The 15,633-nt window shown below is 65.8% G+C and carries 9 protein-coding genes; 2 read left to right on the top strand and 7 right to left on the bottom strand.

Annotated elements, in window-relative coordinates; all coding sequences use genetic code 11:
* Positions 1-278 precede the first annotated feature (278 nt).
* From ASE49_RS06100 to ASE49_RS06080, 5 genes are all read right to left on the bottom strand, one after another.
* Positions 279-1,805: an efflux transporter outer membrane subunit gene (locus tag ASE49_RS06100; RefSeq protein WP_082456329.1), complete on the bottom strand. Its 1,527-nt coding sequence runs from the start codon at positions 1,803-1,805 to the stop codon at positions 279-281.
* A 3-nt stretch (positions 1,806-1,808) separates the two neighbouring features.
* On the bottom strand, positions 1,809-5,024 hold the full coding sequence (locus tag ASE49_RS06095) for an efflux RND transporter permease subunit (RefSeq protein WP_056769384.1): 3,216 nt from the start codon (positions 5,022-5,024) through the stop codon (positions 1,809-1,811).
* The gene (locus tag ASE49_RS06090) at positions 5,021-8,287 is read right to left on the bottom strand and encodes an efflux RND transporter permease subunit (RefSeq protein ID WP_082456328.1); all 3,267 of its coding nucleotides are present in this window, start codon (positions 8,285-8,287) and stop codon (positions 5,021-5,023) included. The genes ASE49_RS06095 and ASE49_RS06090 overlap by 4 nt, the downstream gene beginning before the upstream one ends.
* A gap of 9 nt (positions 8,288-8,296) precedes the next feature.
* Complete coding sequence (locus ASE49_RS06085; RefSeq protein ID WP_056769382.1) at positions 8,297-9,550, bottom strand: efflux RND transporter periplasmic adaptor subunit; 1,254 nt, start codon at positions 9,548-9,550, stop codon at positions 8,297-8,299.
* A gap of 198 nt (positions 9,551-9,748) precedes the next feature.
* Positions 9,749-10,525 (bottom strand): helix-turn-helix domain-containing protein, encoded by a 777-nt coding sequence (locus ASE49_RS06080; RefSeq protein WP_056769380.1) that lies wholly within the window; start codon positions 10,523-10,525, stop codon positions 9,749-9,751.
* Between the two features lie 158 nt (positions 10,526-10,683).
* Here ASE49_RS06080 and ASE49_RS06075 point away from each other — a divergent pair, with 158 nt between their 5' ends.
* Positions 10,684-12,822 (top strand): marine proteobacterial sortase target protein, encoded by a 2,139-nt coding sequence (locus tag ASE49_RS06075; RefSeq protein WP_056769378.1) that lies wholly within the window; start codon positions 10,684-10,686, stop codon positions 12,820-12,822.
* Complete coding sequence (locus ASE49_RS06070) at positions 12,819-13,418, top strand: class GN sortase (RefSeq protein WP_235522863.1); 600 nt, start codon at positions 12,819-12,821, stop codon at positions 13,416-13,418. Before ASE49_RS06075 ends, ASE49_RS06070 begins: the two co-directional genes overlap by 4 nt.
* Here the strand turns inward: ASE49_RS06070 and ASE49_RS06065 are convergent.
* Together ASE49_RS06065 and ASE49_RS06060 are read right to left on the bottom strand one after the other, a co-directional pair.
* On the bottom strand, positions 13,415-14,296 hold the full coding sequence (locus ASE49_RS06065; protein ID WP_156370150.1) for a hypothetical protein: 882 nt from the start codon (positions 14,294-14,296) through the stop codon (positions 13,415-13,417). The genes ASE49_RS06070 and ASE49_RS06065 overlap by 4 nt on opposite strands.
* Positions 14,293-15,630, bottom strand: coding sequence for a lipopolysaccharide biosynthesis protein (locus tag ASE49_RS06060; protein ID WP_056769372.1), 1,338 nt, complete (start codon positions 15,628-15,630; stop codon positions 14,293-14,295). Before ASE49_RS06060 ends, ASE49_RS06065 begins: the two co-directional genes overlap by 4 nt.
* Positions 15,631-15,633 lie beyond the last annotated feature (3 nt).

Raw genomic sequence — 15,633 nt, 5'->3', positions numbered from 1 at the left:
CAATGTCAGCCCGCACGGGATGCCAATCTTGCAGACGAACGAACGCACACCAAAAAGGCGGTGGTAGAATGCGTTAACGTAGCGAATGGTCTGATCGGCGTTTGGACCACATAAGTAAAAAAGCGGGCGCGCCGTTCCCCACCTTTCGATACTTTCTGGCAATAAACGAGCGATATTACCGAACTGGCACACCGCCGCCAGGTCTTTATCTACCGCCGACTATACCAAAGAGTATGCAGCCCGGCACGGTTTCCTCACAGGCACGCGGCATCTGACTGTCACTTCCCGTTAGTGCTCGGCAAAGCCGGCTGCAGCAAGGCGGGATCATCCTGCCAGTGCCCGCCGATCGCCTCGATCAGCGAAACCGCAGCGGTCTGCTGGTTCAACACGTTGGTGATCAGATCGATGCGGGCGTTGTAGTTGGTCGCCTGCGCTGCGCTCACTGTGGTGTAGTCCACCGTGCCGGCGGTATATTCGTTGCGCGCGATCTGTTCGGCACGCATCGCGGATGCCTGCGCCTGCGCATAATCAGGCTGTTCGGCATTGTAGGCCGCAACCGCCGCGAGGTCGGTCTCCACCTCTTGGAACGCGTTCAGCACGCTCTGGCGATAGCTGGCCACGGCTGCATCATACGCCGCGCGAGCATTGCGCACTTTGGCAGAGCGGGCGCCGAAATCGAGCAGCGTCAGCGCCGCATCCGCCCCCAGCGACCAGAACGAAGTGGCTGCCGAAAACAGCTTGCCGATGCTGCTGGCGCTGCTGCCCGCCGATCCACTCAACGTTAGGTCGGGGAAGAACGCCGCCTTCTGGATGCCGATATTGGCGTTTGCCGCCGCCACTGCGCGCTCGGCCGAAGCGATGTCCGGGCGGCGCTGCAGGATCTGCGAGGGCAGGATGGAAGGCACCTTGGGCACCACCGGGTTCCACTGCGCGACCGGCAAGGTGAAGTGCGACGGGTTTTCACCAACCAGCATCGCAATTTCATTTTCATACGCGGCGCGCTGTCGGTCAAGATCGCGGCGGCTGGCCAGCGCGGTGCTTAGCGTGGACTGCGCCGAGGCCACGTCCGCCTCAGTGATGGTCTGCGCCCTGAACTTGTTGCGCGTGACTTCCAAAGCCTTGCGATAGGCCGCAATCGTATCGTCCAGCATGACTGCGCGCGCGTCGATCGCCCGCAGCGAGAGATAATCGGTGGCGAGTGTCGCCTGCGCTGAAAGCGTGGCGTTGGCGAGGTCCGCCGCGCTGGCCTGAGCCTGCGCGCGGGACTGGCCCACAGTGTTGCGCAACTTGCCCCACAAGTCCGGCTCCCAACTGGCCGATCCGGTCACCGATGCACCCTTGCTCGTGGTGCCGGTGCCGGGATTGACGCCGCTCGTGCCGCCGCTTTTGCCGATCGCGCCGCTGCGGGTATAGTCCGCACTGGCGCTGACGGTGGGAAAAAGCGCCGCCCGGTTGGCATCCACCGTGGCCCGGTTTTCCCGATAGAGCGCGCGGTAATAGGCAACGTTCTGATTGGTGACGGCGACTTTGGCTTCCAGCGCGTCCAGCACCGGATCGCCGAATAGCGTCCACCACGCGCCCTTGGCCACATCGTCAGCGGGCGCAGCGGTCTTCCACATCGGATCGGCCTTGTAGGCCTGGTCGCTGGGCGCAATCGGGCTGGTCGGCACGCTGTAAGGCGGCGCGAAATTGCAGCCTGACAGGCCAAGCGCCGTCACCGCGATCACGGCCCATTGCGGGCGGCGCGTGGGCCGGCGGGGGCAGCTTGGAATGGTGGGCGCAGTATGGGCGCGGGGCTGGGTCATGGGTCAGGCCTTGCTGGGCTGAAACGTATCGGGATGGCGGGCAAGCATATGTTCGTAGGGTGAACGTCGGCGAAACCGGTTGAGCGCCAGATAGACCACCGGCGTCGTCAGCAGCGTCAACATCTGGCTGACGATCAGGCCGCCCACTATCGCAATGCCCAACGGGCGGCGCAGTTCCGCGCCATCGCCAAAGCCGATCGCCAGCGGCACCGCGCCCAGCGCCGCTGCCAGCGTGGTCATCAGGATGGGCCGGAAGCGCAGCAGGCAAGCTTCGCGGATCGCCTCCACCGGACTGGCGCCATGCGATCGTTCCGCCTCGATCGCGAAGTCGATGATCAGGATGGCGTTCTTCTTCACGATACCGATCAGCAGGATGATGCCGATAAGACCGATCACGTCGAACTGCGCGCCCGCCACGATCAGCGCGAACGCCGCGCCCACGCCTGCGGACGGCAGCGTGGACAGCACGGTTAGTGGATGGATCGCGCTTTCGTACAAGATGCCCAGCACGATGTAGATCGTCAGGATCGCGGCCAGGATCAGCAAGGGCGTGCTGGCGGAGGATTGCTGGAACACTTTGGCGGTGCCGCCGAATTCGCCGTGGACGGTGGCGGGGAAATGCAGGCCCGCCTGCGTGGCAGCGATCGCCTGCGATGCCTGCCCCAGCGAGACACCGACCGGCAGGTTGAACGATACCGTGGCCGATGGCTCGCCTTCGGTATGACTGACATTGGCGTTAGTGGACGAGGACGACCACTGCGCGATGGCGGATAGAGGGGTCAGCGTCTTGGTGGCAGTACTCACCGCATTGCCGGTTGCCGCATTGTTGCCAAGCGCGGGGTTGGTCGAAGTGGTGCTGGTTGCGATGCCGCCGCCGGTGGGCAGATACAGGTTGTCCAGCGCCTCAGGCGTGCCGTTGAACTGCGGCGCGGCTTCCATCACCACGTGATACTGGTTCAGCCCCTGGTAGATCTGCGCCACCTGGCGCTGGCCGAACGCATCGTACAGCGTGTTGTCGATGGTGTTCATGGCTATGCCAAGCTGGGCCGCCAGGTCCCGGTCCACGGTCACGAACGCACTGGCACCGGCATCCTGCTGGTCGATATCGACATCGGTGATCACGTTGGCCTGTTTCTTAAGGGCGTTGACCATGCGATCGCCCGCGCTGGCAAGCTGCTGCGGGGTATCGGCATACAGCGTGTATTGATACGTACTGTTGGTCTGCCGCCCGCCCACCTGCAGGTCCTGCACGGGGTTGAGGAACAGGCTGACCCCGCGCACATGCCCCAGCTTGGGGCGCAGGCGCCCGATCACCACGTCGATCGGATCGCGCTGCGAACGCGGCTTGAGCGTGGCCATCAGAAAACCGCCGCCGGCCCGTCCCCCACCCGTGAACGCCACCACGGTGGCTATCGCCGGGTCGGCATTCACGATGTGGACCACCTGGGTCAGCTTCTGTTTCAGTTGCGTGAAGCTCATCGACTGGTCGGCACGGATGCCGCCCATCATCGATCCGGTATCCTGCGTGGGGAAAAAGCCCTTGGGCGCCACCACCAACAGAAACACGTTCAGGATCACCGCGCCTGCCAGCAGCAGCATCACCGCACCGCGATGATCCAGCGCCCAGTCCAGCTGGCGTGAATACCCGCGCTGCATGCGGTCGAACGCCCGGCGTGACCATGCGAAAATCCCGCGCTTGGGTTGGTCTTCGCCGTGTCCTGCCTTGCGGGTGTTGAGGATACGCGCGGCCATCATCGGCGTGGCGGTGAGCGAAACAATCAGCGAGATCCCCACCGCCGCCGTCATCGTCAGCGCGAATTCGCGGAATATGCGGCCCACCAGCCCGCCCATGAAAATCAGCGGCACGAACACCGCGACCAGGCTGAGCGAGATCGACAGCACAGTAAAGCCCACCTCGCGCGCGCCCTTGAGCGCTGCCGCTACGGGCTCCACCCCGTCTTCCACGTGCCGGGCGATGTTTTCGACCACCACGATCGCATCGTCCACCACGAACCCGGTCGCCACCGTCAGCGCCATGAGCGACAGGTTGTCCAGCAGGAAGCCGGACAGGTACATCACTCCGAACGTACCCAGCAGCGAGACGATGACCGCCGCCGCCGGGATCAGCGTGGCGCGCCAGCTTTGCAAAAACAGGCTGACCACCAGCACCACCAGCAGCGTAGAGACGACAAGCGTCAGTTCCACTTCGTGCAGGCTGGCACGGATGGTGATCGTGCGATCGCTGACGATCGCCAGCTTGATGTCCGCCGGCAACTGCGCGCGCAGGCCCGGAAGCTGGGCCTTCAGCGCATCCACGGTATCGACGATGTTGGCTTCCGGCTGCCGGCTGATAAGGATCGGCACCGCCTTGCGCCCGTTAAAGAGCCCCATCGTGCGGGTATCTTCCGGCCCGTCCACCACGCTGGCAACGTCCGTCAGCCGCACCGCCGCGCCGTTGCGCCATGCGACGATCAACGGGGCGTAATCAGATGCCTTGAGCCCGGCCTGGTTGGAATAGATCTGCCAGGAGCGCCCGCCCTTCCCCTCGTCGATGCCTTCGATCACCCCGCGCGGCCGGTTGGCGCTGGCGGATTGCAACGCGGTGCGCACATCCTCCAGCGCAACGCCGTTGCGGCTGAGCAGGACCGGATTGATCTCGATCCGCACCGAGGGCAGCGCCGCGCCGCCAAGCTCGACATTGCCCACCCCCTTCACTTGCAAAAGACGTTGTTCGACGATGTTGGACACCGCATCGTAGATCTCGTCAGGGCTGCGGGTAGGGCTGGTGAGCGCCAGGATCAGGATCGGCGCGTCCGCCGGGTTCGCCTTGCGATAGGTGGGATCGCTTTTGAGGGCGGCGGGCAGATCGGCCCGGCTAGCATTGATCGCCGCCTGCACATCGCGCGCCGCACCGTCTATATCGCGCGACAGGTCGAACTGCAGGATCACCGACGATGACCCCAGCGAGGAGCGCGAGGTCATTTCGGTGACCCCCGCGATCGTGCCCAGATGCCGCTCCAGCGGACTGGCGACAGTGCTGGCCATGGTCGAGGGACTGGCGCCCGCCATGCTGGCCTGCACCTGGATCGTGGGAATATCCACCTTGGGCAGCGGCGCCACGGGCAGGCGGAAGAACGCCACCACGCCCGCCAGCGCGATGCCGATCGTCAGCAGCACAGTGCCGATCGGCCGCCGGATGAAAGGCGCGGAAATATTCACGCTGGCGTGCCCGGCCCCGGGTTGTCACCCACCCGTTCCGGAGTATCGCGGGCCGGTTCCAGGCCGCGCGTGGCGCCCCGGCGCGCGGCGCGCCGCTCTGCCCAGCGTTCGAACCCCAGGAAGATCACGGGGGTGGTGAACAGCGTCAGCACCTGGCTCAGGATCAGGCCGCCGGCAATGGCAAGACCCAGCGGCTGGCGCAGTTCGTGGCCCATGCCGCCGCCGAAGATCATCGGCAGCGCCGCGAACAGCGCCGCGAAGGTCGTCATCATGATCGGACGGAAGCGCAGCAGCGCCGCGCGCCGGATCGCCGCGCCGGCTTCCATACCTTCATCGCGGATGGCAGCCACCGCAAAGTCGATCATCATGATCGCGTTCTTCTTCACGATGCCGATTAGCAACACGATACCGATCACGCCGATTACCCCCAGTCCGTAGCCGCTGAGAGACAGGGCGATCAGCGCGCCGATCCCGGCAGACGGCAGCGTGGACAGGATCGTAAGCGGATGGATGAAGCTTTCGTACAGCACACCCAGCACGATGTAGACGACCACGATCGCGGCCAGCACCAGCACCAGTTCGTTCGACAAGGCGGATTGGAAGGCGGATGCCGCGCCGGAAAAGTCCGTCGTCAGCGAAGCCGGCATGCCGATCTGCGCCTCCACCTTTTCGATCGCCGACACCGCCGATCCCAGCGACACGCCGGGCGCCAGATCGAAGCCGATCGTGGCTGAGGGGAACTGCGACTGGCGCGAAATCACCAGCGGCGCGGTGCTCACCTTCACGGTGGCCACCGCGCCCAGCGGAATGTTGCTGACAGATGTGGTGGACGCGCCGGATGTGGTGCCTGAAGACGAGGACGAGGATGACTGCACCGGCAGATACAGCTGCGTCAGTCCTTGCGGATCGGCCATCATTTGTTGCGTGGCTTGCAGGATCACCCGGTTCTGGCTGGACTGCGTGTAGATCGTGGAGACGATCCGCTGCCCAAAGGCATCATACAAGGCGTTGTCCACGTCCAGCGCCGAAAGGCCAAGCCGCGCCGCCGCATCGCGATTGATGTCCACGATCACCGAGGGCCCGCGCGCCACCGACGTTGCGTTGACATCGCGGATCCTGGTTTCGCCCTTCAGCTTCTGCGCCAGCTTTTCGGCCCACTGATCCACCACGTTCTGATCCGCGCCCTGGATCGCGAAGCGGTAGGGGGTAAGACCCGTCTCGGTGTCGATCGTCAGGTCCTGTGCAGGCTGCAGATACAGCTTCACGCCGGGAACGTGCGCGGCACGTTCAGTCAGGTCGGCCAGCACCTGCGTCTGATCGCCACGCTGGCTCAGTGGCTTCAAGTTGATGCTCATGCGCCCCTGGCTGAGCATCGGATTGATGCCATCCACCCCTACCGAGGAGCTGAGGCTTTCCACCGCGGGATCAGCCAGCAACGCCGAGGCCACCTGCTGCTGCAGCCGTGCCATGCGGGCATAGGACACGTCCTGGCTGGCGATTACCGTGGCGCTGATCTGTCCCGTATCCTGCACCGGAAACAGGTTCTTGGGGATCAGCAGGAACAGCAGCGCGGTGAAAACCAGGGTCCCGCCAAAGACCAGCATCGTCAGGGTCACGCGGGCCATCACCCAGTCCAGCGCACGCGCGTAGCCGCGCCCCAGCCGGTCGAACTGATACATCGCCTTGTCAACGATGGCGAAGCGCCGCTCCTCGTGTTCGGGGCGCAGCCAGCGGGCCGCCATCATCGGCACCGCCGTCAGCGAAACGAGCGCGGACAGGACGATGGTGACGGCAAGGCTCACCGCGAATTCGCGGAACAGGCGGCCCACCACATCGCCCATGAACAGCAGCGGGATCAGCACCGCCACCAGCGATACGGTGAGCGAGATGATGGTGAAACCGATCTCGCTGGCGCCTTTCAGCGCGGCATCGAATGGCTTCATGCCCTCCTCGATATGGCGCGAGATATTCTCGATCACCACGATGGCATCGTCCACCACGAAGCCCGATGCGATGGTGAGCGCCATCAGCGTCAGGTTGTTGATCGAATAGCCCAGCGCCCACATCGCAGCGAACGCACCGATGAGCGACAGCGGCACCGAGATCGCCGCCACCAAGGTCGCGCGCGCGCTGCCCAGAAACAGGAAGATAACCAGCACCACCAGCACGACTGCCAGCACCAGTTCGACCTGCACATCCTCCACGCTGGCGCGGATGCCAGTCGTGCGGTCAGTCAACACCGTCACCTTGACGTCGGCGGGCATCTGCGCGGTCAAGGCGGGCAGCCCTGCCTTGATCGCATCGACGGTGCCGATGACGTTGGCACCGGGCTGGCGCTGCACATCGACGATGACCGCCGGCTGCCGGTTCATCCACGCGCCATTGCGGGTGTTTTCGACCGACGCGGTGACACTGGCAACGTCCGACAAGCGCACCGGCGCGCCGTTTTGCCAGGCGATGATCAGGTTGCGGTAACTGTCTGCGTCAGTCAGCTGGTCGTTGGCATCGATGGTCCAGCTTTTGGTCGGCCCATCGAAGCTGCCTTTCGCCAGATTGGCGTTGGCATTGCCGATCGCGGTGCGCAGCTTTTCAAGGCTGAGGCCGTGCGCCGCCATCTGCGCCACGTTGGCGGTGATCCGCACCGCCGGGCGCTGGCCGCCCGAAAGCGACACCAGGCCGACGCCGGAAACCTGCGCGATCTTGTTCGAAAACTGGCGCTCGACGATGCCTTGCACTTCGCCCAGCGGCCGAGTCTGGCTGGTGATCGCCAGCGTCAGGATCGGCGTATCGGCGGGATTGACCTTCGCATACGTCGGGGGCGCGGGAAGATCGCTGGGCAACAGCGAATTGGCCGCGTTGATCGCCGCCTGCACTTCCTGCTCCGCTACGTCCAGCTGGAGGCTGAGATCGAACTGCAAGGTGATGACGGACGCCCCGGATGACGAGTTGGACGTCATCCGCGTCAGCCCCGGCATCTGGCCGAACTGGCGTTCCAGCGGACTGGTCACGGTTAACGCCATCACGTCGGGGCTGGCGCCGGGATACAGCGTGCGCACTTGGATCGTGGGGTAATCGACCTGCGGTAGTGCCGAAAGCGGCAGCTGCTTCCACGCCATAAGCCCGGCCAGTATCAGCGCCACCATCAGCAGCGTCGTGGCAACCGGGCGCAGAATGAACGGGCGCGACGGGCTGCCCGGCTGGGGTGGCAGCGGCTGCTGCGGCGTCGGCGCAGGTCCGGCCGCAGGTGCTGGCTGGTCTGTCATCGCTGTGGCTTACTGCGACTGATGCCGGCGACGATGGCCCGAACCTTCGGACCCGCCGCCCGCCCCGCTTTGGGCCCCGTGCTGTCCGGGCAGGCGCACTTTCGATCCGTCATCAAGGCCATCGGCCCCTTCGGACACCACCACATCGCCGGCGTGCAGGCCTGAGAGAACCGCGGTTTTGCCGTTGTTGCTCGGCCCGGTTTTGACGACCACCAGCTTCACCGTGCTGCCGGGCTGAACCACGAACACGAAATCGCCCGGCGCACCGTGACGCAACGCGGATACCGGCACCACCGGCACTTGGTGCAACGTATCCACTAGCATGCGCACGTTGACGAACTGGTTGGGGAACAGCACCGGCTGGGCGCCGGGATTGGCAAACCGGGCCTTGGCCTTCACCGTGCCGGTGGTCGTGTCGATCTGGTTGTCGAACGTGGAGAAGCGGCCCTGCGCCAGCACCGACTGCCCGTTCTGGTCTAGCGCGGTGACCGGCATCGGTCCGGTATCGCCCTGCCGGCGACGGATCGCGTCAAGCTGGCCTTGCGGAACGGAAAACTGCACGTCGATGGGATCGGACCGGGTCAGCACCACCAGCCCGTTGGTGTCAGACGGCGTAACATAACTGCCCACGCTGACCTGACGCAGACCGACCCGTCCCGAGAACGGGGCCTTCACCGCCGTATATTCAAGATTTAGGCGGGCCGTGCCCACTGCTGCGCGATCGTAGATCAGCTGCCCTTCGGCCTGCCGCACGGCCTGCCGTTGCTGGTCCAGCGTCTGGCGGGCAATGGAGTCCAGCTTGCCCAGCGTTTCGTAGCGCGCAAGATCCTGCCGCGCGGAGACCAGCGCGGCCTGGTCCTTCGCCAGCGTGCCTTGCGCCTGCGCCAATGCCAGCCGGTACGGCCGCGGATCGATTTGCGCGATCACCTGACCTTGCCGCACGATCTGCCCTTCGGTGAACGGCAGCGCGAAGACGACGCCCGATTCCTGCGTATGGATGGTGGCCGTATCGATAGGTGTCACCGTGCCGATCCCGTCAACCTCGACCGGGATGTCCGCCAGCACGACCTTGGCGGTGTTCACCGCCGCCGTCGGGCGCCCGTCGCGCGCGTTCTTGGAATCACCAGAGCGGGCGAAATGCAGGCCCACCAGCGCGACGATGACCAGCCCGGCGATCACGCATACATACGCAACCCAGCGCGGCCGGCGGCGGCGGGGCGTCTCGTCCGTGGTATCAATTCCCGCATCGGCATCGGTGGACAAGACGTGGTCTCCTCGACAGCGCAATCATGGCTGCATGCGCCGGCACCGGACCAGCGCGCAATCGAGCGCTGTTTGCTCACGCACGCAGGCCAAGATCAACGACCAAGTTATAATATTTTGTATCAGTCGAGCAACGATCTGTCGTCGATACGCACCATTACGCAGTCGTCGCGACTGGTGGAAACCGACGTGCCAAACTCAGGACAGGACGTGCAGCCGCGCGAAATCGCCGTCCACCGCAACGTCCAGCATCGCGCGATAGTTGTGGAAAGCCGGCATGTCCGGCGTGATGGCGCCAAGCGGCAGGTCGTCTCCCTCGGCAATCCTGCGCAAGGCAAGCGGCGCGGCGGCCGGGACCAACTGCGAACCGTGGCCAACTTCCAACGTGGTCAGGATGCCGAACAGCCCGCCATCGATGGTAGGGCGGGACAGGATCGCCAAACGATATTGGCCCTGCTCGTTAGTGACGAGATAGATGTGGCCTGAGCGATTGGGCAGCGAAACGAAACCGATCTGCCCGAACCGGGAATCCGATCGTCCGCTTTCCGCAAACCCCAGGCACGCGCGCTCCTCCACCCACTGGATCGTCGTGAGGTATGCGAACAAGCCGCCCGGCGTGCTGAAACTGGGGCGCACGGTCAGGTATGCGCCCTCCAGCCAGGACACGGCGGACCGTGCGTATGCGCCCATCGCCTCAGCCGCGACATCGCCACCATTGGCCGTCGGCGTGGCAGCGGCGGCAGATCCGCCGTGGCGCAACGCGATGCCCAGCGACTCTTCTATCCGCAGCACCGTGGCGAGCGTGAAGGCGCGCTTGCCGGCCAGTGCCTTTTCCAGTGTGGACAAGCTGATGCGTGCCATGTCTGCCAGGGCCTGCCGGGAAATGCGGCGGCGCGCGATTTCCTCACGCACCCGTTGCGCAATGTCTGCCCCTTCGCCGGCCAGATCGGCGTCATGGCGCTGGTTGGTTGTCATCCGCACATATGCGCACATTCGCGCACATGGCGTCAATCCCTTGCAGCGCGCCCGCCGCTGCCCGCACGCGCCGCCGGAAAGAGGCCAGGACTGCTTGTGGCTGTGCGCACCGTAATGCGCATAACAGGTGAGCTCCCGCTTTTGGTTGGAGCACTGCCATGCCGCACACACCGTACATCCGCCGCGCCCTGATCCCTGCCATCGTGCTGGCCCTGAGCGCCCCCGGCGTACTTGCGATCCACGCCACCGCCGCGTCTGCCGCTGCCGACGACGGCACCCAGACCGCCGACGATGGCCCGGCCGCCGGCACCCTGATGCTGCACGGCCAAGGCATCGCCGACGCCCTTCCCGCCGTTCGCCTGGGCTCCGACATGGACGTGACGGTGACCGGACAGATCGCCCGGGTGCGCGTTACGCAGGCATTCCGCAACACCTCGTCCAAGTGGATGGAGGCCAGCTACCTCTATCCGCTGCCGCATGACGGTGCGGTCGATTCCCTCAAGATGGTCGTCGGCCAGCGCGTGATCATCGGTCACATCCAGCCGCGCGAGCAGGCCCGCGCCACCTATGAAGCGGCCAAGGCCAGCGGGCGCAAGGCCGGCCTCGTTGAACAGCAGCGGCCAAACATGTTCAGCACCAGCGTGGCCAACGTGGGGCCGGGCGAAACGGTGCTGATCTCGATCGAGTATCAGTCCCCGGTCACCCAGGCGAACGGCACGTTTTCCTTGCGCCTGCCACTTGTCGTCGGGCCGCGATATACCCCGCCCCACACGCTGACCACCAGCGCTGCGGTTGCCGATGCGAACGCGGTCACCGCCGCGCCGGTGCTCGACCCGAAGACCGGCGCCACGTTAAACCCCACCTCGATCGCAGTGCACCTGGCGCCGGGCTTCGATGTCGCCAATCTCATCAGCCGTTATCACCGGGTGTGGGTGACCGGCCCGCTCGACCGGCGCGAGGTGCGGCTGGACGGCACGGTGCCGGCGGACCGCGATTTCGTACTCGAATGGCGCTCCGCCGCCGCCGATCCCACCTTGGGCCTGTTCGCCCAGCAGACCGCCAAAGGCGACTATGTCATGGCCGCGATCACCCCGCCCGCCGATACGTCCAACCTGCCCCGGCCACCGCGCGAAATGGTGTTCGTGATCGACAACAGCGGCTCGATGGGCGGCGCGTCGATGGAGGAGGCCAAGGCCAGCCTCCTCCACGCGCTGGGCACGTTGCGCCCGCAGGATCACTTCAACATCATCCGCTTCGACGACACGATGACCCGCGTGTTCGAACGCAGCGTGCCGGCAACGCCCGACAGGATCGCGACGGCCCGCCAGTTCGCCAGCGCGCTGCAGGCGCAGGGCGGCACCGAAATGCTTCCCGCACTCAAGGCCGCACTGGCTGACGCGGCAGCCAGCGGCGGCAGCGATCCCGACACGCTGCGCCAGATCGTGTTCCTGACCGACGGGGAGATTTCGAACGAGCGTGAGATGATGGCCGCGATCGGTGCGGACGGCGGCAAAAGCCACGTGTTCATGGTTGGCATCGGATCTGCGCCCAACGACTATCTGATGGAGCGCATGTCCACCCTTGGCGGCGGCATCTACACCCACGTGGGCGCGCCCGAAGAAGTCGCGGCCAAGATGATGCCGCTGCTCGACGTGCTCAGCCACCCGGCGGTGCGCAATCTGTCCGTCCGCGTCGATGGCGGTTCGGTGGCATTCACGCCCGAGCATTTGCCCGACGTCTACGCCGGGCGCCCGCTGGTGCTGGTGGGCCGCACCGCGCAGCTGGCTGGAAAGCTTACCGTCTCGGGCACGATCGGCGGCAAGCCCTGGGAGCGGCAGGTGGATCTTGCCACGGCGCTGCCCAGCGCGGCGATCGCGAAGCTATGGGCCCGCCGGCGGGTGAGCGATGTGGAAGCCGACCGCGCTCTCGGCAAGCTGGACGATGCAAAAGCGAACGCGCAAGTCGAGCAGATCGGCGTGGAAAACGGCATCGTCACCTCCCGCACCAGCCTGGTCGCGGTGGACGAAACGCCGTCCCGGCCAAAGGGCGCGCGCCTGACGCGTGAGGAATTGCCGATCAACCTGCCCGCCGGGTGGGACTTCGACACCTTGTTCGGACGCGACGCTGCAGCAAACGCCGCTGCGGACGGTGCCGGCAGCGCGCCCGCCACGCAGGCCGAGGCGCTGGAACTGCCGCAGACGGCGACCGGCTTCCTGGGCATCGTGGGCCAGGGCGCGGCGCTACTGCTGGCGGGTCTGGCGGGCCTGGCAACGTTGCGTCGGCGGAGGGCGGCGTGACCGCGCTCGTAATGAGAGGGGCCGCGTGGCGGCGCGGTCCCCTCACCCTGCTGTGCGCGATCCTGTGCCTGGCGGGCGCCGCGCAGATCGGGGCCGGCTTGTATATTCCCGCCAAGGCGGCGCTTGCGCAGGTCCTGCTGGAACGCGCGTTCGACCGCAGCCTTGCCACCCGCTTGCCGCAAAAGCCCTGGGCCTGGGCGGACATGACGCCCGCAGCGCGCATCACCGTCCCCCGGCTTGGCGTGGCACGGGTGGTACTGGATAGCGGGTCCGGCCAGGCGATGGCCTTTGGGCCAACCCTGCTGCCGGGCGGCGCGGCGATAGGCGAACGGGGGACCGCCGTGATCGCCGCCCACCGCGACACCCACTTTCGCTTCCTGCGCGACGTGCGACGGGGCGACATCATCACCGTCCAGACGCGAAAGGGTCTGACGCGCCGTTATGCAGTTACCGGCAGCGGCGTGGTGCGCTGGAACGGCTATGCGCTGGCAAACGCCGCGTCCGGCGAGAAGCTCGATCTGGTCACCTGCTTCCCGTTCGATGCGGTCACGCGCGGGCCGTGGCGCTATGTCGTCCACGCCGCGGCGCTGGACTAGAGAACCGTATCGTGGGCCTTGCGCAATTGCGGAAGGGCATGCCCGTCCGATCCGATACACGGCAGCGGATAAGCATCGGTGAGCGTGCGCAGGCGGCAGCGAATGTCCTGCGGCAGCGCAAAGGTATCGCGGTGATAATCATGCCGACCGGCAACCGCGCCCTCGACGAGATCGTCATGCAGGCTACCCATCAGGCCGTTGATCGCGCTGAGAAAGCGGGACATCCGATAGGTGCGCTCATCAGGCTCAAGCGAGCGCATGGTATCGTAGAAGGACACCTGCCGGCTGACGATCTTGCGCATCGCGTGGAAGGTGTGCGCAGTCAGCCGATCAGAACGTAGTCCCTGTTTCAGGCGCAGCAGTTCGGCGGTGCGAAACCGCGCAAACCCCTCTGCGTTGTCGAGCCGCACGCGGCGCACCTCACGCTGCACCAGAGCCCACGCCGGCCAGCACAGCAGGAGGCGCAGCGCCATGCCGTATCCGACGACGGCGGCGCGGCGCTGGTTCTTGAACGCGTCCTGCAAGTGCCCCATCACCGCCACCGTTGCGCGGAACAGCGGTGGCGCGTGATGCTGCGCGCCGTACAGCACCAGTGCGAAGCGCAAGTGCTTGTAGCGCGCGCGGATCAGCTTGAAGCGGCGGCGCGCGTCCTGCGGCAGATCTCCCGTTGCCAACAGTGTCGACGTTAACCCCAGGATGTCTGCGCGAATGGCGCCTTCGCGCCAGAATTGCACGCACAAAGCCAGACACCGGCGCATCTCCTCCTGCGAGCAGGCGATCGGGATCGCGTCCGGCAGGCTGACGACGGGATCCACCACGTCGTCCATCTCCACTGCATCGAACAGAGCGTGGATGACCTCTGGCGGGTAAGGGCTCATGCGACCGCCCCCAGCAGACCGTCGTGGCTCAGGTCCTGCCGGCGACGATAGGCCCACAGCGTCGGCGCCAGCATGAACACGGTCTTGAGACACACTCCGATCACATAGGCAAGGCCCGCGCCCCACAGCCCGAACACATGGATCAACACCACCAGCAGCCCTGCATACGCAAGCGCCGCCGTACCTTCGGCCACCAGCGCGGCGCGTTCGCGCCCGGCCATGTAAAGCAGCGATTCCAGCGGGAAGGCGGCCATCGCCACCACCAGCGAGGCGGTCATCAGCTGAAGCAGGTCGAACGCGGCGACGTAGCGTTTGCCGAAAACCAGCTGGATCACCGGTTCACCACCGATGGAGACGACAAGCAGCATCACCAGCGCCATACCGCCGGAAATCAGCGCGCTGCGCACCGCAAGCTGCCAGGGATGGCGGCTGCTGGGATCGAGGCGCATGATTTCGGGATAGAAGCTGCGGGACATCAGTTCCGCCGGCTTACTGGCGGAATCGAAGAACGTGGCGGCGATCTTGAACAGGCCGGCAGCGGCAGGGCTGAGCAACGCGCCGACGAGCAGGTTGCTGACCGGACCCCATGCCGCCCAGATCGAGTGCGCGATGTTAGTCGTCCACACAAAGCCCCATGCGCGCGACAGCCGCTTGGCAGGCGCGAACAGACCGGGCCGCAGCGCACCCCGGATGTTGCGCCGGCGCAATTCCCGGATCGACATGACCCACAGGCACAAATCGCCCGCAAGGTCAGCGATGAACCAGGTCAGCACGAACCCGATGAACCCAAGCCCCGCAATGTACGAGATCGCCGCGCCCATTGCGCGCAGTAGCGGGGTGACCAGCTGCTGCAGGGCGATCTGGTCGAATCGGTCCAGCACGCGCAGGATGCCCGTGGGCGTGGCCGCGGTCATGGTGGGAATGAGCGTGCAATACAGCATGGCGAGGTGCAGGTTTTCCGCGCCGATCCCGAACCATTCCGCCGCCCAGGGCAGCAGCAGGAGTCCGCCCGCCATGCCCAGCAGGCCGCTGGCCAGATCGAGCCCGAAGGCAAAGCCGGTGACATCGCGCAGGCCCGCGATATCGCCACGCTCGAATGCGGGGGCACCATAGCGCACGATGAATTGCCAGGTCTGGAACTTGACGACCGCGCCCACGCCGTTGGCATAGGAATGGATGAGCACCAGCGTGCCGAACAATGCGGGCGACATGCCGCGCCCCGCGCAGCCCAGCGCCACCAGTCCCAGCACCGCCCCGCCCAGCTTGCCGGACGCGAGGTAGGAGGCATTGCGCATGATCGTGCGGAAGGCCCCGTCGGCAAACCAACGCTTCATGGC

It is taken from the genome of Novosphingobium sp. Leaf2 (genome assembly GCF_001421325.1).
GTDB lineage: Bacteria > Pseudomonadota > Alphaproteobacteria > Sphingomonadales > Sphingomonadaceae > Novosphingobium.
The sequence above is the reverse complement of the archived record's forward strand: the minus strand, read 5'-3'. Positions and strand labels throughout refer to the sequence as shown.